Genomic DNA, 17,658 nt, shown 5'->3' with positions numbered 1-17,658 from the left:
TGGATCGACGCTAGCGGAAGTCCCGCGACGACGTGTGGGCCGCCACGGTGAGGGGTTCGAATCGGTCGGCGATGAGGTTGACGACGCCTTCCGGCGAACGTTCGAGGATGCCGCGGATCATCAGGGCGGGGGATTCCCGGGCGATCCGGCGGAAGTGGGTCCAGACCCCGACGCTCACCACGACGTTGACGTTGCCGGTCTCGTCCTCCAGGTTGATGAAGGTGACACCGTTCGCCGTGGCCGGTCGCTGGCGGTGGGTGACAACACCACCGACCTCGATCCGGCGACCGTTCTCGCTGGTGGCCAGCTGGTTCGCGGCCAGTGCGCCCCTGGCGGCGAGGACCGGCCTGGCGTGTCGGATCGGATGGTCGTCGGTGGAAACCCCGGTGGCCCAGAGGTCGTAGGCCACCTGCTCGACAGGCGTCATCAAGGCCAGGAGGGGTGGTTGCACGGTCTCGAAGGAGCCGCGCAGGTGGGCGTCGGTCTCCTGGGCGGCTTCCCCGGCCGACCACAGGGCCTGTCGGCGTTCGAGGCCCAGCCCGTCGAAGGCTCCGGCGGTGGCCAGGGATTCGAGCTGTTCGGTGTTCAGCCGAGCCCGCCGGGCCAGGTCGTTCATGGACCGGAACGGCCCGAATCTGTCCCGGTCGGCGACGATCCGCTCAGCCACCGCCTGGCCGATGGAGCGCACATCGGCGAGACCGAGCCGCACGGCGAGGGCGCCGTCCCTGCGGTGGCCCCGATCATCCACGGGCAGGGTCCTGTCGTAGTCCGGCACCGCGGGTTGCTCGTGATCCAGACAGTCCGGGCGGCCCCCAGGCTCGCCCGACCCGTCGGCCAGCGCCTCGAGCAACGCGGCGGTGCCGGAGAGCTGCACATCGGGGCGCAAAACCTGCACGCCGTGCCTGCGGGCGTCCGCGACCAGGGATTGCGGCGAGTAGAAGCCCATCGGCTGGGCGCGCAACAACGCGGCGAGGAAGGCGCCGGGGTAGTGCAGCTTCAGCCAGGCGCTGGCGTAGACGAGCAGGGCGAAGCTGATCGAGTGGCTCTCGGCGAAGCCGAAGTTGGCGAAGGCCTCGATCTTTTCGTAGATCTCGTCGGCCAGGTCGCCGGTGATGCCGTTTCCGGCCATGCCCTCGTACAGGGTGGCGCGCAGGGAGGAGATCTTCTCGACCCCGCGCTTGGAGCCCATCGCCCGGCGGAGCAGATCGGCGTCCTCGCCGCTGCAGCCGCCCACGGCCATGGCCATCTGCATGAGTTGCTCCTGGAACAGGGGGATACCCAGGGTGCGTTCGAGCACCGGCTCGAGCTTGGGGTGCAGGTAGCTGACCGGTTCCTGGCCGAGCTTGCGTCGGATGTACGGGTGCACGGCACCGCCCTGGATCGGGCCGGGACGGATGAGCGCGATCTCGACCACAAGGTCGTAGAAGCGGCGCGGTTGCAGGCGCGGCAGGGTCCCCATCTGGGCGCGGCTCTCCACCTGGAAGACACCGATGGAATCGGCGCGGCAGAGCATGTCGTACACCCCGGCTTCCTCCCGAGGGATGCTCCCCAGGCTCCACTCCTCGCCGAGAGCGTCCTTGACCAGGTCGAAGGTGTACTGCAGGGCGGCGAGCATGCCGAGGCCGAGCAGGTCGAACTTGACCAGGCCCATCCAGGCGCAGTCGTCTTTGTCCCACTGCAGAACCGTCCGGTTCTCCTTGCGGGCGTGTTCGATGGGGCAGACCTCGCCGACGGGTCGGTCGGTGAGCACCATGCCGCCGGAGTGGATGCCGAGGTGGCGAGGGAATCCGAGTACCTGAGACGCGAGGTCGGCGACCTGGTCGGGGATGTCGTGATCGGGGCTCGACACCGCTGAACCCCAGCGTTCCACCTGTTTGGACCAGGCATCCTGCTGTCCGGTGCTGTAGCCGAGGGCCTTGGCCATGTCCCGAACCGCGAACTTCGGCCGATAGGTGATCACGTTGGCCACCTGGGCTGCGTTGAGGCGACCGTAGCGTTCGTAGACATACTGGATCACCTCCTCCCGCCGGTCCGAGTCGAAGTCCACGTCGATGTCGGGTTCTTCTTCCCGCAGGCTGGAGAGGAACCTCTCGAAGGGCAGGCGATAGAAGATCGAGTCCACAGCGGTGATGCCGATCACGAAGCAGACCGCCGAATTCGCTGCGGACCCCCGGCCCTGGCAGAGGATGCCCGAACGCCGGGCGAACTGCACGATGTCGTGCACGATCAGGAAATAGCCCGGGAAGTCCTTTGCCTCGATTACGGCGAGCTCCTTCTCGAGGCGCTCACGCACATTCGCGTTGTAGCCGGGGTACGCGCGTTCCGCACCGTCCCAGACCAACTGACGCAGCCAGCTCATGGGCGTGTGCCCGTCCGGAACGTGCTGACGGGGGAGCCGGGGCCTGGCCCGGCGCAACGAGAAGGCGAGCTCGTCAGCGAGGGGCACCGTTCGGGCGACAGCCCCCGGATACCGGCTGAATCGGGCGGCCATCTCGGCGCCGCTCCGCAGGTGCTGGGTGGGCGCCGCGGGCAGCCAGCCGTCCATGTCGTCCAGGCTGCGTTGGGCGCGCACGGCGGCCAGCGCGGAGAACAGCCTGAAGTCGGCCGGCTGGGCGTAGTGCACGTTGTTGGTGGCGAGCACGGGCAGGCCTGCCCGTTCGGCCAGTGCGGCCAGCCTGTCGTTGGTCACAGAGTCCTGCGGTCGGCCGTGGTCGACCAGTTCGACGTTCACACTGTCACGGCCGAACAGGGCGATCAGGCGGTCGAGCTCCCGGGCCGCCGCCAGGTCACCATCCTGCTGCATGGCTTGGCGCACCGCGCCGGACCGAGACCCGGTCAGGATGCTCCAGTGCCCGCCGGATGCCTCGGCGAGCTCCTCGAGGTCGTAGACGGGTCGCCCCTTCTCGCCGCCGGCGAGCTGACCGTGGGTGAGCGCCGCCGCCAGCCGGTGATAGCCGTCCTGGCCCCTGGCCAGGACCACGAGGTGGCTTCCCTCTGGGTCTGGCACCCCGTTTTGCCGACGGGTCAGCCCGAGGGACAGTTCTGCCCCGAAGACGGTGCGGACGTCCGGGTAGCTCTCCGCGGTTTCGGCCAGCCGGACCGCCCCGTACAACCCGTCGTGGTCCGTGAGGGCCAGGCCGTGCAGGCCCAACGCACCGGCTTCCTCGAGGAGGTCTTCCGGAGAACTGCCGCCGTCGAGGAAGCTGAAGTTGGAGTGGGCGTGCAGCTCCGCGTAGCCGACGACAGTCTCGGCCGGCGGACGCTGCGGGGTCGGGGCCGCGTAGGGCTGGCGGTGTCTGGACCAGGCCGGGCTGTCGCCGCCGTCGGCCTCGGGGGGCGGGCCGCCGGGGCGCCGGTCGGAGAGCCGGCGCTCCAGTTCCGACCAGGGAATGGGCGGGTTATTGAATCCCATCGGGGTGGCCCGTCCTCTCTGCTCTGCTGGTCGGCCCCGGCCCGGTCATGCCGGGCCTCGTCATACCGGGCCTAGTCATACCGGGCCTCGGCGCGCCAGCCGTCGTCGTCCAGTGCCAGCAGCCACGCGCCGTCGCGCTCGTCGACGATCTGCGCCCGGTGCACGGTGCGCGCGGCCGCCGAGTCCCACCATCGTTCTCGCACCGGCCACGGACCGGCCCAGGCCAGCACCCGACTCGGCTGGGCCCCGCCGGCGCCCTCGAGGAACCGAGGTGCCGAGAACCGTGCCGGCTCACCATCGAACGCGCCGCGGTCATCGACGCGCAGGGACCGGCCGTCGTCGGCGACGAGAGCGACCGGATGGCGTTCCCGGTACACCGTGGCGGGGAGCAGCCCGTCGAGGCTCCCCGACCAGGGCCTGGCGGCACCGGCCGGACCCCCGCCTGGACTGCTGCTCAGACCACGGCCCGACGAAGCGGCACCGTCATCGCCCCAGGGCACGGAAAGTTGTCGGTCGGCAAGCATCCGCCCACCGCCGATGGCCGCCGTGACGACGCCCGCGTGGCCGACCAGGCCCTGCACCCGGGTGAGGGCATGGTGGATCCGCTCGTCGGGCCCCGTTCCCCACAGGCCGTCCTCGTGGTTCGCGACGGCGTCGACCCGATCGGGGGAGAAGACCACCCGGACGACGCCGGCGGCCAGGCCGGAGTCGGCCCGCCCCTCGCCCTGTAACTGCCAGCGCACCCTGTCGATCAGCTCGGAGGCCGAGAACCACCGGGGATGCCGCCAGGTCCGTTCGGTCAACAGACCGTCTTCGGTGCTGACCAGGATCGAGACGGCCGTGCAGACCAGGGTCTGCTCCCGCAGACCCTGCACGAAGGCGTCCGCGGTGCTGCGCAGCGCGAAGGCGAGTTGGTCGATGCGATCCAGCGCCGGTTCGAATTCCTGGCCGCGGTCGAACACCGGGGTGGGGGTGCGGGGCACGACCTCCTCGTGCTCGCGCCCGGCCGCCCTGGCGTGCGCCTGCGCCGCAGCAGCACCGAAACGACGATGCACGTCCAGGGCGGGCAGGGCGGCGAGCTGGCCGAGGGTGTGCACCCCGAGCCGGGCCAGCAGGGTGCCGAGCCCCGCCTCAGCCACTGCCGACACGGGCAGCGGTGCCAGGAACGCGGCGGATTCGCCGGGCGGGACGACGTGAACCCGAGGTTCAGGCCCGACACCAGCGGGACCGACCGCCCGCGCCGCCTGCTCGGCGGCAAAGGGGCCGTCGGCGATTCCGACCCTGGCCTCGGGAAGTCCGGCGCCGTGCAGGTAGCCGAGCATGGCTCGCGCCGCGGCGGCCTCACTGCCGTAGTACCGCACCGGGCCGCGGGCGCGGATCGCGCAGGTGCCGGGCCGGAGCACGGCCACACCGGGCGTGATGTCCTCGAGGCCATCGAGAATCGGGTCGAAGGCCCGCCGGTCCAGCGCGGGGTCATAGGGCAGCACGACGAGGTCTGTGCACCGGAACTGGGCCTCCCGCACGGTCAGTCCGCGCCGGACGCCCAGACGGCGCGCCTCGGGCGAACAGGCGAACACCAGCCCGTGGTCGATGAGAGCCAGCGGCGCATCCGCGGGCAGGCCGGTGGCCGACCGAGCGGCGAGCACCGGCCAGTCCGGGCACCACAAGACGATGGTGCGTTCGCGGTTCATGACTCAGCCCGCTGCCGGCTGCCGGCCCGCGCTCGGCCGCCTCGGCCGCTGTCCAGACGCGGGGCAGGTTCGGCTTCGCCCGGGGTGGCGACCTCCGGAAGGTGCACAAGCGTGGAGCGCCGTCGTCCGGAGCCGTTCCGCCCGGAGACGTGGACGGTCACATCTCGACCTGCCAGGTAGCCGTGTCCGGCGCCCAGGCCGTCCCAGCGGGTGTCGGTGACCCGAAGTGCGGCCTCACCCTGGGGCCAGGTCCCGGCGACGATCAGGGTGCAGCCGCTCTGCCGCAGCCGCGCGGCGAGCCTGGCCGCCTCCGCGTCGCCGACCGCACGCTCGGGATGCACTACAACGATGGGCAGCACATCCACCAGCGCCGCCGTCACGGCCAACCACTGATCGGCGGGGGAGGGAACAAGCACTATTCGCTCGAGGTCGATTCCGAACCCGATCGCCGCCTCCGCGCCGAAATCGGGTAGACCCACCACGGCGCCCCATCCGCCGTCCACTGTCGCCGCGGCGAGCACGGCCATGATCAGCGACGTCGAGTTGTTGACCGTGTAGACCACACCCGTGCGCAGGATCCCGTCGGGAAGGAGCCCGGCGAGGACCCCGGAGACGGGCCGCCCACCGGCATCCCAGCGGTCGCGCTGCATTCCGTGGATGCGCGCCTGGAGCTCGCTGACCCGCTCGGCCGCGGAGCCGGCGGGAGAGCCGGCTGCGTGCGCTACGGAGGTCAGCGGAATGGACACCCTCTAATTTTCGAACACAGATTCGATTTCGTCAACCCGTGTGGATAACCGGGTCCTCCTCGGAGGCACGGTAACCTGAGCCTATGTGTGGGCGATTCATCATTACCGATTCGGCGCCTGACCTCGCCGCCATGTTCGACATCGAGCACGAGGCCGGAGAGCTGCCGGCGGCGTCCTGGAACGTGAAACCGACCGAGCAGATCGCCATTGTGCTCGAATCGATGAAATCAGATCCGGTCGTTCGCCGGCTGGAACCGGCGCGCTGGTCGCTGGTGCCGACCTTCTCTCCGGAGCTGACCGCCGCCTTCGCCACCTTCAACGCACGGGCCGAGACCGTCGCCGAGAAGCCGACATTCCGCACCGCCCTGGCCAAAACCCGGGCCATCGTGCCGGTCACCGGCTACTACGAATGGCACACCGTGGGAACCACGAAAACGCCGTACTTCGTACACTCCGAAGACGGCCTGCCGCTGGCACTGGCCGGACTCTACTCGTGGTGGCGCAATCCCACTCTCGGTCCCGACGACCCGGCCCGATGGGTGCTGACGGCCACCATCCTCACGACAGCCGCCCAGGGCGCCCTCGCCGAGATCCACGACCGGATGCCCGTTGTGCTGCCTGAAGAGTGCTGGGACCGCTGGTTGGACCCGCACGCCGATGGCGATCAGGCCCTCGTCGACGCGGCGGTCGAGGCCTCCTCGGAGGCGGCGGCCGGGTTGGCCTTTTATCAGGTGGCGCCGGTCTCCGGTGATGCGCCGGACCTCATCGACCCGCTCGGCCCGGAGCGTGAGGTCGGGTACAGCGCCTGACCGGCGCGCAGCTCCACGCCGTGCCCGGCGAACTAGTACTCTCGAAACGAGCCCGGATAAGCTTTCGCGGCACCGTTGAGAGGAACATTCCATGCCCATTCTTACCTTCGTCGTCGCGATGGCCATCTTCGTCCTGGGCCTGTGGCTGTTCGGCTTGGCCTTCACCGTGACCGCCTGGCAGGGCGCGATCTTCTTCGCCGGCATCCTGGCCGTCAGCGCGGCCGTCGCCATCCCGATGCGGGCACTGCGCAACTAGCCCGCCCGATGATGCCGGGCCGGCACCCAGCCCGACCAGCCCAGCCACGAGGAACCCATGCGCGCCGAACAGCTCACCGACCCGATCACCTTTCACGGTGAGGGTCCGGTCTTCGCACAGTCCTGGGGCGGTCTGCGCCTCGTCGACCTGTTCGCCGGTGACGTTCTGTCCCTGGCCGCCGACGGCACGGTCACCCGGCGGCACGTGGACAGCATCGCCGCGGCCCTGCGACCGCGCGTGGGCGGCGGTGCGGTCATCGCCCTCGAACGCGGTTTCGCCCTCGAGGACGCCGACGGCACCCTGACCCGACTGCCGGAGGTCTGGGCGGATCCGAGCGTGCGGATGAACGACGGGGGCGGCGCTCCGGACGGCTCGTTCTTCTGCGGTTCGATGGCGTATGACCAGCGCACCGGCGCCGGATCGCTCTACAGGCTCGCACCGGACGGATCCGTGGAGCTGGCCCTGGCGGGCGTGACCATCTCGAATGGTCTCGCCTGGAGCCCGGACGGCTCGTTGGCCTACTACAACGACACCCCGACCGGCCGGATCGGGGTCTTCGATTGGGCCCCGGAGACCGGACTGACCGGGTTGCGCCCCTTCGTCGACATCCCCTCCGCCGACGGCTACCCCGACGGCCTCACCGTGGACAGCGAGGGCGGCGTCTGGGTCGCGCTGTACGCCGGTGGGGCGGTGCGCCGCTACTCGCCGGAGGGCACCCTGGACGAGGTCATCGAGGTGGCCGCGCAGCGGGTCACGGCGTGCACCTTCGGCGGCGACGACCTTCGCCGGCTGTACATCACCACGTCCCGCGAAGGTCTCGCCCCCGGCGAGGACCCGCTGGCCGGCTCGGTCTTCACGGTGACCCCCGGGGTGGCCGGACTGGCGGAAGCGCCCTTCGCCGGTTAGCGGCCCGGCACGGCGCCGCGGCCACGGCTCAGAGGCCGGCCACGAGGTTGATCAGTGTTGCCAGGATGATCGAGCCGAACAGGAATGACATCAGCGCGTGCCGCAGGGCCACCGCACGAATGGTCGACGACGTCAGTGATGTGTCCGACACCTGGAAGGTCATCCCCACTGTGAAGGACAGGTACGCAAAGTCCGCGTACCTGGGCGGCTCCAGCTGGTTGAAATCGACGCCACCGTCATCATCCGCGTAGTAGAGCGAGGCGTACCGCAAGGCGAACAGGGTGTGCACGAGCACCCAGGACAGCGCGACGACGACCAGCGCCAGCGCGGCGAGCAGGCCCTGGCCCGCCCCCTCAGCGGCGCGTGCCTGCACCAGCACGATGAGGATGCTGCCGAGGCTGGCCAGGCTCGCCAGGATCAGCAACAGGTCGGTGATGCCCCGTGACGGGTCTTCCCTGGTGGCGTGCGCGGCCGTGGTGGCGGCGTCCAGCGGAGCGACGCTGACCCAGACCCAGCCGATGTAAAGCACAGCCGCGACCGCCCAGCCGATCGCCGGCGCCAGCAACCAGTTGCCCAGCAGGCCAGACGCCAGACCCGCGAGGATGCCGACGGTCACCATGACGATGAACCGGGTGCTCGATCGGTGCACCCGGGGAACCGGAGTTGAGGTCTTCACTCGCTGATCGTTGCACAAATCAATCGCTGCGCGGGCGCCACCCGGTGTCGGGGAGATACCAGCAACGCTGGCTAGGCTGGGAGACGTACGACCCAACCCGTTTCAGGCCGAAAGAGACCGCACGAATGTCAGAGAGTCCGGCCGCAGCCAGCCCCTACGAGGTGCTGGGCGTGAGCCCGTCGGTGACCGACGAGGAGCTGCGACGCGCCTACCGCCTCAAGCTGCGGCAATCCCACCCAGATGTCGGCGGCAGTGCGGCCTCCTTCCACGCCGTGCAGATCGCCTGGGAACGCATCGGAAGCCCGGAGTCCCGGGCCGCCTACGACGGGGCCCGCTACCCGGAGACCGCATACTCTGGCGCCAGCACCGCGTCACGCCCGACAAGCAGGCCCACCTCGACCGGGATGAAGGCCAGGATGCACGGGCATCCCGGCGGCCACTCCCGCCAGCGTTATCTCGCGATGCTGCGGGAATGGGCCGGTCGCGGCACCGTCATCGCTGACCCGTACGCCCCCGATCTGGTGCGGTCCGCGCCACGGGAGATCCGACACCGGCTGGCCAAGGCCCTCGCCGAGGAAAGCACAGCCCAGCTGATCTCGGGCCTGGGCATCGGCTACACCGCCTGGCACGACATCGCCACCCGCGAGGACCTCGAGAAGATCGACCACGTCGTTCTCGGCCCGGCCGGACTGTTCGCTATCCTCTCGGAGGACTGGGGGTCGCCCGTTCAACTCAAGCGCGGCGAACTCGTCGGCGATGGCCTTGCGCCAGGCGAGGAGCCGCTGGACGAGTTCGCGTCCGCGGCACGCATCCTCGCCAAGTCCCTGCGGGTGCGCTTCACCGCGCTCGTCGTGGTGGTGCCTGATCAGCTCGTGGCAGAACCCGTGTCGCTGCCGAGCCGAGGCAGGCGGCCAATGGTGGTCGTGATCCCACGGTCCCGCCTGGTCGGGGTGCTGCGTGACGGCATCGCCGGGATGGAACGGGGCAGCTTCGAGAAGGTGTTCGAGCTGCGCAGCACCCTGCAGAACGGCATCCGCTTCGTCGAAGACTAGGCGGGCGCGGCCGCGCCGAGACCGAGCTTCTGCACCCAGTAGCCCAGAAATGCGGCGCCGGCCTCATCGTGGATGAGGTCGCCCTCCACGATCACCGGGTACGGCCGCTCCAGGATGCCGTCGGCCGGGCGCACGTCCACGTGTGCCACCTCGTAGCCGGCGGCGTGCAGGTGGTCGGCCATGAGGTAGTCGCTGCGGGAATCGCCCACCGAGCGCCACAGCCTGGGGAGCGGTCCGCCCTCGGCGAAGAAGGCCAGGGCTCGCTTGGCGGCGTGGTCCTTGTCAAGGTCGACCGATTCGATGTCGGTGGAAATGATGGTGGTGTCGATACGGAACGGGACTGTTCCCTCGGCGTCGGGGGAAACCCTGTCGCCGAAGCGCACGCCCAGTCCGTGGTCGATCATGATCGTGTACGCGGCGTCCTCGAACGACGCTTGAGCGGCGTGGTAGGCAGCCCGGTCGACATCCGTGCGTTGTTCAACGGAGACCATGGCGAGCTTGGTCTCGTCGAAGAACATGGTGTCGGCGTAGTCGGTGGCGACCAGCTCGCGGATGCGGCTCACGACGGGGTCAGGCAGGGCGACGCTGGCGTCGACGACGACCTCGCCCATGCCGGTCTGGGTGATCGGGAACCACACGGCGCCCTTCTCGCAGACCCCGTACATGCGCATCTCGCGCGGCAGGCCCGCGGCGACCAGCGGGGCCACCACCTGCTCACTGATGAACTGCGCCGACCGACCGGTGATGAAACCGATGGGTACGTTCGCGCCGGCCAGGGTGATGAGGTCGGTGATGATGCTCGGTGTGGCGATGGTGCGGGTGTCCGGGCTGGCGATCGGACCATCGACATCGAGCAGCAGGCCGAGCGGGGAAACAGTTTCAGGCATGCTTCATTGAACCAGTTCCCGCCCCGGGGCGTTGGCGCCCGTCGCAGCACCTATCGTTGAACCTGATGATTACCAGACGAGAAGCAGCGCTCCGCCTCGACATTCCCCTCGAGATGGCGCAGCGCCACGACCTTCCCAGCCGCATGACCGAAGCCCAGCTCGCCGAGATCGAGAACAACCCGCCGGCCTGGCTCGTGCAGTCCCGTGCGAACCGCACCGGCAAGAAGCCCGTCTGGATCGAACTCACCTGCAGCGTGTGCGGGTTCACCGAGGCGGCGCGGCCGAAGAAATGGTGGCCGACGTTCACCTACCTCAGCTGCGACCACCACGGTTACGACGAGCTCCCGGCCGCCGCGGCCGGCCTCAGCCGCCGCGAAGTCGACGGCATCGGCAGCCGGTTCATCGGCATCGTCGACGCATCCGAGCAGGGGGAGCAGGACTCATGAGCCTGATCCGGCTGAACGACGTCACCGTGCGTTTCGAAAACACCCAGGTGCTCCGCGAGACCTTCTTCAGGCTTGAGCCGGGCGACAGGGTCGGCATGATCGGCAGGAACGGGTCGGGCAAGACCACCCTCATCAAGCTGATCCTCGGTCAGGTGACGCCGGACACCGGTACCGTCACCGTCGACGACGGCGTGAGGATCGGCTACTTCTCCCAGTTCTCCGAGCTGAACGGCGAGTCCACCATCACCGAGGTCCTCGACGCCCTGTTCGTGGAGATCAAGGCCGTCGAGGCCGAACTCGCCTCCATCGACGTTGCCATCGCCGCCGACTCCTCGGCCAGCGCCGAGCTCGACAGGCTGATCCACCGCCAGTCCGAACTGTTCGAGGACATGGACCGGCTGGACGGCTGGGACTACCCGCGCCGGATCGACGCTGCCCTGACCATCCTCGGCTTCGACGAAGCGCACCGCAGCTGTGCGATCGACGAACTCTCCGGCGGCTGGCGCAACCGCGCGGCCCTGGCGAAGATCCTGCTCGAGGCACCGGACGTGCTTCTGCTCGACGAGCCCACCAATTACCTCGACGTGGCCGGTGTGGAGTGGCTGGAGGGCTGGTTCCGCGACTTCAAGGGCGCCGCCGTGATCGTGTCGCACGACCGCACCTTCCTCGACGCCGTCGTCACCCGCATCATCGAGTTGGAGAACTTCCACCTACACGAGTACCCGGGCAACTTCGGCGAGTACGTGGTTCAGAAGCAGTTCCGGCTGAAGACCCTCGAGCAGCAGTTTGTGCACGAGTCCGAACTGCTCGCTTTCGAATCCGAAGGCATCGCCGACCGGCGCGAGGCCCAGAAGAACGCCAGCCGCAAGCTCGGCAGCCAGCTGGCCACCATCAAGAAGTCCCGCACGCCGCGGCCGGTCGACAAGATCATCACCGAAATCTACGGCGGTCTGCACGTGAAGGATGTGCTCTGCCGGGTGGAGATGCTCAGCAAGGCCTACGGCGAGAAGGTGCTCTTCAACGACCTGAGCTTCGAAATCCGCCGCGGCAACCGCATCGTGGTGCTCGGTGCCAACGGCAGCGGCAAGACCACCCTGCTCCGGGTGCTCACGGGTGAGGAATCCGCGGATCACGGCGAGGTCGACTGGGCGAAGGGCGCCGGGATGGTGTCGTACAACCAGGTACTCGCCGAACTGGACGACACCGACACCGTCAGCCACGCGGTCAACGCGCTCGAAGGCAGCCTGGCGTTCACGGCGACCCGCAAGTCGGTGAACCGGTTCCTGACCATGTTCCAGTTCTCCGAGGCCGACCTCAAGCAGAAGATCGGCAACCTCTCCGGCGGCCAGAAAGCCCGGGTGGCCATGGCCCAGTGCCTGCTCTCCGGTGCGTCGGTGCTGCTCCTGGACGAGCCAACCAACCACCTGGATATGTCCAGCACCCAGGTGATGGAGCGGGCCCTGTTGCACTTCCCCGGCGCCGTGGTCGTGGTCAGCCACGACAGGTTCTTCACCGACAAGATCGCCAACCGTCGGCTGATCTTCGGACAGCTCGGTGCCGACCCCGGCGAGGTCGAGGTCGCCGTCGCCTGACCGCCTGACCGCCTGCCGGCGCGGCCCGCGGGTGTGGGGCTGCTCTTGCGACCCCTCAGGATCGCTAGGGGCCGGCGAGGGTGCCGTCCGGGAGGGCCTCACGTATCGACCCGGGACCGGTGCCCAGGTAGAGCGGCCAGATCACCTCGGCGCTGCCCGGTAGTTGCCAGACCAGACCCTCGAGCGCGGATGCCTGGTACAGCGGCTGGCCGGCGGGCCGCCCGGCGCCGGGCTCCTGGATTTCCGCGTACTCGGAGGTCGGGTCCTCGTCGACGTAGCTGCGGGCGCCATCCCAGGCCGGCTCCAGATAAGCGACGATGGCCGTTCCGGCCGGCACAATCCGCGAGCACTCGTCCGGGCCGCCCGAAGCGAATTCGATGTACACGCTGCCGTTGACGGCCGGGTCCAGTTTCCCGTGCACAACCGTGACGTTCGACACGACGATCACCGCGCTTCGCGTCGTCGACGTCTTGTTCGATGCGGTGTAGGTGCTGTCGCGGCCCGCCTGGATCCGAGCGATCTCGCCCATGATCACCACGGTGCTGTCCCGGGCCAGCACCGCCAGTGACTCGATCGGGTCGTAGTCCACGATCCCCGGTGAGCCGCACGCGGTGAAGACCTCGTCAGCGCTGGGCCCGGCCGGCGCCGACCCCATGGTCGGGCCGGCGGCGGACGGAGCCGTGGCGTCGCCGTGGCCGCATCCGGTGATCAGCACACCGACGCACGCAACGGCGACGCACAGCGGCCAGGCCCGTGCGCGGGCTGTTCGGTAGACGTCCATACTCACTAGTATCCGGCCGGCCGCAACTGGTTCCCCTACAGGGTCGCGCGCACCTGCACTGTCGCGCCGGCGGGCGCGTACGGAACCGTGCGCCCCTCGATGGCAACACCGTCGACCTCGAGGCTGGCGCGGGAGCCTTCACGGCCCGAGTTGGCCACGGTGATGACGTACGTCGCACCGCGGGCCTGCCGGGTCACGGTGAACTCCGCGACGTCCGGTCCGATCTGCGGGTCGACCACGAGACCGTCGTAGTCGGTGCGCACGCCCAGGAGGTACTGGGATACGGTCACGAAGTTCCACGCCGCCGTGCCGGTCAGCCAGGAGTTCTTGGCCTCGCCGTGCCTGGAGGCCTCCTTGCCGGCGATCATCTGGGCGTACACGTAGGGCTCGGTGCGGTGCACCTCGGAGATGTCTTCCCGGTACGCGGGGGTGATCTTCCGGTAGTGGTCGAACGCCTTCGCGCCGCGGCCGATCACGGTCTCGCCGATGATCACCCACGGGTTGTTGTGGCAGAAGATGCCACCGTTCTCCTTGTAGCCCGGGGGATACGTCGAGACCTCGCCCAATTCGATGCGGTAGCTCTTGTACGCCGGGTACTGCAGCACCAGGCCGTGCTCGGAGCCGAGCAGCCGGTCCACGGAATCGAGGGCACGGAACGCGGGACTGGTCTTGACCGGGGTGCCGTCGCTGTTGTGCTCGACGCCGACGCCGGCGAGGACCGCGAAGCCCTGCGGCTCGATCCAGATCTGACCCTCGGTATCCTCGGCCGTGCCGACCTTGTTGCCGTAGAAGTCGTAGGCACGCAGGAACCAGTCGCCGTCCCAGCCGTGCGTCAACAGCGCCTGGCTCATGTCGGCGGCGGCCTTGCGGGCCTTGTTCGCCTGCACGGTGTCCCCACCGCGTTCGGCGATGGTGGCGTACTGGCCCGCGGCGAGCACGAACTGCGCGGCGATGAAGGTGGACTCCGCGACCCCGCCGGCCTGGTTCTCGGTGGTCTGGAACGACTCGCCCGGCGTTGTCGAGAAGCAGTTCAGGTTCAGGCAGTCGTTCCAGTCGGCGCGCCCGATCAGCGGCAGCCCGTGCGGACCGAGGTTGTTCAGGGTGAACTCAAACGACCGGGTCAGGTGGGTGTACAGGGTCTCGGCGAGTGCGTCGTTGTTGTCGAACGGCACCACCTCGTCGAGGATCGTGTAGTCGCCGGTCTCCTTGAGGTAACCATCCACCCCGATGATCAGCCAGGCCGGGTCGTCGTTGAAGCCGGACCCGAGTTCGTTGTTGCCCCGCTTGGTGAGGGGCTGGTACTGGTGGTACGCCGACCCGTCCGGCAGCTGGGTCGCGGCGATGTCCAGGATGCGTTCGCGAGCGCGGTCCGGGATCAGGTGCACAAAACCGAGCAGGTCCTGGGTCGAGTCCCGGAAGCCCATGCCGCGACCGATGCCGGTCTCGAAGTACGACGCCGAGCGGCTCATGTTGAAGGTCACCATGCACTGGTACTGGTTCCAGATGTTTACCATCCGGTTGAGCTTGTCGTCGGGCGAGGTCACCGTGTACGCGGAAAGCAGGTCCGTCCAGTAGACCCCGAGGGCGTCGAAGGCGGCATCCGCGGCCTCGGTGGTGGACAGACGCGCGAGGAGGGCCTGGGCCCGGGTCTTATTGATGACCTGCTTGGCGTCGTCGGCCCACTTCTCCTCGCCGGTCTCGGCGTTGTTCTCGACGTAGCCGAGAACGAAGACCAGGTCACGGCTTTCCCCGGGCTGCAGGGTCGAGTCGACCTGGTGGGAGCCGATCGGGTACCAGCCGGAGGCCATCGAATTCGCCGCGGCGCCGGCGTGCGGGACCTTGGCCTCCGCGAGGGTTTCGTAGAGTCCGACGAAGGTTTCGCGGTCGGTGTCGAAGCCGGCGATCTCGGCGTTCACGCCGTACACGGCGTAGTGGTCGCGGCGCTCCCGGTATTCGGTCTTGTGGTAGATCGCGCTGCCGTCGACCTCGACCTCGCCGATGGAAAGGTTGCGCTGGTAGTTGGTCTGGTCGTCCTGGGCGTTCCACAGGCAGAACTCCAGGTAGGAGAACAGGGAGAAGGTCTTGACCGCATCCGACGTGTTGGTGATCGTGACCTTCTGCACCTCCGCCGTCTCACCGAGTGGAACGAAGTACAGCGTGGAGACCCGCAGGCCGCCGCGTTCGCCGGTGATGCGGGTGTAACCCATGCCGTGCCGGGTTTCGAAGAAATCGAGGTCCTTCTTCATCGGCAGCCAGCTGGACGTCCAGACGTCGTCGCCGTCCTTGATGAAGAAGTAGCGTCCACCGGAGTCTGTGGGGACGTCGTTGTAGCGGTAGCGAGTCAGGCGGCGCATCTTGGCGTCCTTGTAGAAGGTGTACCCGCCCGCCGTGTGCGAGACCAGCGAGAAGAAGTCCTCGCTGCCGAGATAGTTGATCCACGGGTAGGGAGTCAACGGGGTCTCGATGACATATTCCCTGGCTTCATCGTCGAAGTGGCCGAACTTCATGCGTGCACCTTTTCGGTTTCAAGGGACCGGGTGTCGCGGGGATCCATTGTTCTGAATCCGCCGGCGCAGCCGGGCCTGGTCTCTGTGAGAGCGCTCTCACGAGCGCCTGGGATGACTCTAGCATCAGGATTGTGGCGACGGCACGTGACCTGTCGCGTTCCGGGAATCTTCACCGGGCGCAGAGCGCGGCGCACCGTCGGTGCGCGCTGACGACGAGCAATACCGAGTCGCCAGAAGTCTCGTTAAACGAGACAGGGCCGGATCCTGAGATCCGGCCCGTGAACTGTCTCAACCAGTTCTCGTTGATCGTTGTCTTACCAACAATCTCCGTGTCCGAGGGGGGACTTGAACCCCCACGCCCTATACGGGCACTAGCACCTCAAGCTAGCGCGTCTGCCATTTCCGCCACCCGGACTGGATGTTTTGGCCGCAGTTATGTTTTGCTGCCGGGGAATAACTTAGCACGGATCCAAACCACTTCCGGACACCGGTGGGTTCCATGCCCGGTAGCGTGAACTGCATGACAGCCCCCGCCACCGGCCCCGTTTCGGCCAATGCTCTCGACCTCACCACCGAGATCGCCCGCGACCTCATCAGGTTCGACACGACGAACTATGGCGAGGGGCGCTCCAACGGCGAGACGGATGCGGCGGAGTACGTCGCCGAGAAGCTGCGCGCCCTGGGCCTGGCGCCGGAGCTGTTCGATTCGGAGCCGGGTCGCACCAGCGTGGTCGCCCGGGTACCCGGCCGCGACCGCAGCAAGGGCGCACTGGTCGTGCACGGCCACCTCGATGTGGTGCCCGCCGACCCGGCGAACTGGTCGGTGGATCCGTTCGGCGGCGAGATCAAGGACGGCATGCTGTGGGGGCGCGGCGCCGTCGACATGAAGAACATGGACGCGATGATCCTGGCGTCCCTCACGGATGTGCTCGACCAGGGTGGCCAGCCAGAGCGGGACCTCGTCATCGCGTTCTTCGCCGATGAGGAGGCCGGGGGAGTGTACGGCTCGCACCACCTCGTCGACACCCGCCCGGACCTGTTCGCGGGAGCGACCGAGGCCATCAGCGAGGTCGGCGGCTACTCGATCAGCATCGGCGGCCAGCGGGCCTACCTGCTCCAAACCGGTGAGAAGGCTCTCATCTGGCTCAAGCTCGTGGCGCACGGCCCGGCCGGCCACGGTTCCCGGCTGGTCACGGACAACGCCATCACCCGGCTCGCCGAGGCCGTCGCCAAGGTGGGTCGGCGGCAGTGGCCGATCCGCCTGACGAACACCACCCGGCAGTTGCTTTCGGAGATCGCCCGGATCCTCGGTGTGGAGCCGCAGTCCATGGGTCCGGACGAGCTGGCCCTGGCGACGGGCACAGCATCCGGATTCATCCAGGCGAGCCTGCGCACCACCATGAACCCGACGGTGTTGCAAGCCGGCTACAAGCACAATGTCATCCCCGATCGCGCCGAGGCCCTCATCGACGTGCGTTCCCTGCCCGGCGAGGAAGACGCCGTGCTGGCCGAACTGGCCGAGCTGGTCGGCCCGGATATCGAAATCGTGGTGATGCACCAGGACGTGGGGCTGGAGACCGAGTTCGCCGGCCCGCTGATCGACCGGATCGTCCAGACCCTCGGCACCCACGACCCGGGCGCTCCGGTGCTCCCGTACCTCATGCCTGCCGGCACCGACAACAAGGCGTTGAGCAAACTGGGCATCAAAGGATACGGCTTCGCCCCGCTGAAACTCCCAGCCGATTTGGATTTTCCGGCGCTGTTCCACGGCGTTGATGAGCGTGTGCCACTGGACGCATTAGTGTTTGGCAGGACGGTTTTGACCGATCTGCTGACGACGTACTAGCCCACTGAAGCGCTAACGGCCAGCACACCGCACAAGCGAAACGAGTATCAC

Annotated in this window: 14 protein-coding genes and 1 tRNA gene; 7 read left to right on the top strand and 8 right to left on the bottom strand. The window is 68.3% G+C overall.

Annotation, left to right across the window (positions count from 1 at the left end):
• Positions 1-10: 10 nt before the first annotated feature.
• The 3 genes from E3T22_RS09930 to E3T22_RS09920 form a co-directional block, all read right to left on the bottom strand.
• Positions 11-3,412 (bottom strand): error-prone DNA polymerase, encoded by a 3,402-nt coding sequence (locus tag E3T22_RS09930; RefSeq protein WP_134480018.1) that lies wholly within the window; start codon positions 3,410-3,412, stop codon positions 11-13.
• Positions 3,413-3,483: 71 nt separating this feature from the next.
• A complete protein-coding gene (locus E3T22_RS09925) occupies positions 3,484-5,103 on the bottom strand; it encodes a DNA polymerase Y family protein (RefSeq protein WP_134480016.1) in 1,620 nt (539 codons plus the stop codon).
• Positions 5,100-5,849 (bottom strand): hypothetical protein, encoded by a 750-nt coding sequence (locus E3T22_RS09920; RefSeq protein ID WP_174776230.1) that lies wholly within the window; start codon positions 5,847-5,849, stop codon positions 5,100-5,102. The genes E3T22_RS09925 and E3T22_RS09920 overlap by 4 nt, the downstream gene beginning before the upstream one ends.
• 83 nt (positions 5,850-5,932) lie before the next feature.
• On the opposite strand from E3T22_RS09920, the gene E3T22_RS09915 reads away from it, so the two are divergent.
• From E3T22_RS09915 to E3T22_RS09910, 3 genes are all read left to right on the top strand, one after another.
• A complete protein-coding gene (locus tag E3T22_RS09915; protein ID WP_088456214.1) occupies positions 5,933-6,658 on the top strand; it encodes an SOS response-associated peptidase in 726 nt (241 codons plus the stop codon).
• Positions 6,659-6,749: 91 nt separating this feature from the next.
• Positions 6,750-6,914, top strand: a complete 165-nt coding sequence (locus E3T22_RS19035) for a hypothetical protein (protein ID WP_165787951.1) — start codon at positions 6,750-6,752, stop codon at positions 6,912-6,914.
• A gap of 57 nt (positions 6,915-6,971) precedes the next feature.
• A complete protein-coding gene (locus tag E3T22_RS09910; RefSeq protein WP_088456213.1) occupies positions 6,972-7,820 on the top strand; it encodes an SMP-30/gluconolactonase/LRE family protein in 849 nt (282 codons plus the stop codon).
• Positions 7,821-7,848: 28 nt separating this feature from the next.
• Here the strand turns inward: E3T22_RS09910 and E3T22_RS09905 are convergent, their stop codons facing one another.
• Positions 7,849-8,496, bottom strand: a complete 648-nt coding sequence (locus E3T22_RS09905) for a DUF1345 domain-containing protein (protein WP_240632461.1) — start codon at positions 8,494-8,496, stop codon at positions 7,849-7,851.
• A 125-nt stretch (positions 8,497-8,621) separates the two neighbouring features.
• Between E3T22_RS09905 and E3T22_RS09900 the strand changes: the two genes are divergently transcribed.
• Entirely contained in the window at positions 8,622-9,548 is a 927-nt protein-coding gene (locus E3T22_RS09900) for a DnaJ domain-containing protein (RefSeq protein ID WP_088456212.1), read from the top strand.
• Here the strand turns inward: E3T22_RS09900 and E3T22_RS09895 are convergent.
• Positions 9,545-10,435, bottom strand: a complete 891-nt coding sequence (locus E3T22_RS09895) for a hypothetical protein (protein ID WP_134480014.1) — start codon at positions 10,433-10,435, stop codon at positions 9,545-9,547. The genes E3T22_RS09900 and E3T22_RS09895 overlap by 4 nt on opposite strands.
• Before the next feature lie 65 nt (positions 10,436-10,500).
• On the opposite strand from E3T22_RS09895, the gene E3T22_RS09890 reads away from it, so the two are divergent.
• Together E3T22_RS09890 and E3T22_RS09885 are read left to right on the top strand one after the other, a co-directional pair.
• Positions 10,501-10,881: a hypothetical protein gene (locus E3T22_RS09890; RefSeq protein WP_088456210.1), complete on the top strand. Its 381-nt coding sequence runs from the start codon at positions 10,501-10,503 to the stop codon at positions 10,879-10,881.
• On the top strand, positions 10,878-12,473 hold the full coding sequence (locus E3T22_RS09885; RefSeq protein ID WP_134480012.1) for an ABC-F family ATP-binding cassette domain-containing protein: 1,596 nt from the start codon (positions 10,878-10,880) through the stop codon (positions 12,471-12,473). The genes E3T22_RS09890 and E3T22_RS09885 overlap by 4 nt, the downstream gene beginning before the upstream one ends.
• A gap of 64 nt (positions 12,474-12,537) precedes the next feature.
• Here E3T22_RS09885 and E3T22_RS09880 read toward each other — a convergent pair whose 3' ends face one another.
• From E3T22_RS09880 to E3T22_RS09870, 3 genes are all read right to left on the bottom strand, one after another.
• On the bottom strand, positions 12,538-13,254 hold the full coding sequence (locus E3T22_RS09880) for a hypothetical protein (protein ID WP_134480010.1): 717 nt from the start codon (positions 13,252-13,254) through the stop codon (positions 12,538-12,540).
• 35 nt (positions 13,255-13,289) lie between these two features.
• The gene (locus E3T22_RS09875; RefSeq protein WP_088456207.1) at positions 13,290-15,761 is read right to left on the bottom strand and encodes a GH36-type glycosyl hydrolase domain-containing protein; all 2,472 of its coding nucleotides are present in this window, start codon (positions 15,759-15,761) and stop codon (positions 13,290-13,292) included.
• A 330-nt stretch (positions 15,762-16,091) separates the two neighbouring features.
• Positions 16,092-16,176: transfer RNA gene (locus tag E3T22_RS09870), tRNA-Leu, on the bottom strand.
• A gap of 105 nt (positions 16,177-16,281) precedes the next feature.
• Here E3T22_RS09870 and E3T22_RS09865 point away from each other — a divergent pair.
• Positions 16,282-17,607: a M20/M25/M40 family metallo-hydrolase gene (locus E3T22_RS09865; protein ID WP_088457993.1), complete on the top strand. Its 1,326-nt coding sequence runs from the start codon at positions 16,282-16,284 to the stop codon at positions 17,605-17,607.
• Positions 17,608-17,658 lie beyond the last annotated feature (51 nt).

Origin of the sequence: Cryobacterium sp. TMB3-10 (genome assembly GCF_004402305.1) — a bacterium.
GTDB classification, from domain to species: Bacteria; Actinomycetota; Actinomycetes; order Actinomycetales; family Microbacteriaceae; genus Cryobacterium; species Cryobacterium zongtaii.
Note: the sequence above shows the minus strand (reverse complement) of the source record. Positions and strands in the feature narration are given on the sequence as shown.

What these genes read in the sequence shown, in the direction of transcription:
- E3T22_RS09930 (WP_134480018.1), bottom strand. Translation starts at nt 3,412, where the DNA reads ATGGGATTCAATAACCCGCCCATTCCCTGGTCGGAACTGGAGCGCCGG.
- E3T22_RS09925 (WP_134480016.1), bottom strand. Translation starts at nt 5,103, where the DNA reads ATGAACCGCGAACGCACCATCGTCTTGTGGTGCCCGGACTGGCCGGTG.
- E3T22_RS09915 (WP_088456214.1), top strand. Translation starts at nt 5,933, where the DNA reads ATGTGTGGGCGATTCATCATTACCGATTCGGCGCCTGACCTCGCCGCC.
- E3T22_RS19035 (WP_165787951.1), top strand. Translation starts at nt 6,750, where the DNA reads ATGCCCATTCTTACCTTCGTCGTCGCGATGGCCATCTTCGTCCTGGGC.
- E3T22_RS09910 (WP_088456213.1), top strand. Translation starts at nt 6,972, where the DNA reads ATGCGCGCCGAACAGCTCACCGACCCGATCACCTTTCACGGTGAGGGT.
- E3T22_RS09900 (WP_088456212.1), top strand. Translation starts at nt 8,622, where the DNA reads ATGTCAGAGAGTCCGGCCGCAGCCAGCCCCTACGAGGTGCTGGGCGTG.
- E3T22_RS09895 (WP_134480014.1), bottom strand. Translation starts at nt 10,435, where the DNA reads ATGCCTGAAACTGTTTCCCCGCTCGGCCTGCTGCTCGATGTCGATGGT.
- E3T22_RS09890 (WP_088456210.1), top strand. Translation starts at nt 10,501, where the DNA reads ATGATTACCAGACGAGAAGCAGCGCTCCGCCTCGACATTCCCCTCGAG.
- E3T22_RS09885 (WP_134480012.1), top strand. Translation starts at nt 10,878, where the DNA reads ATGAGCCTGATCCGGCTGAACGACGTCACCGTGCGTTTCGAAAACACC.
- E3T22_RS09880 (WP_134480010.1), bottom strand. Translation starts at nt 13,254, where the DNA reads ATGGACGTCTACCGAACAGCCCGCGCACGGGCCTGGCCGCTGTGCGTC.
- E3T22_RS09875 (WP_088456207.1), bottom strand. Translation starts at nt 15,761, where the DNA reads ATGAAGTTCGGCCACTTCGACGATGAAGCCAGGGAATATGTCATCGAG.
- E3T22_RS09865 (WP_088457993.1), top strand. Translation starts at nt 16,282, where the DNA reads ATGACAGCCCCCGCCACCGGCCCCGTTTCGGCCAATGCTCTCGACCTC.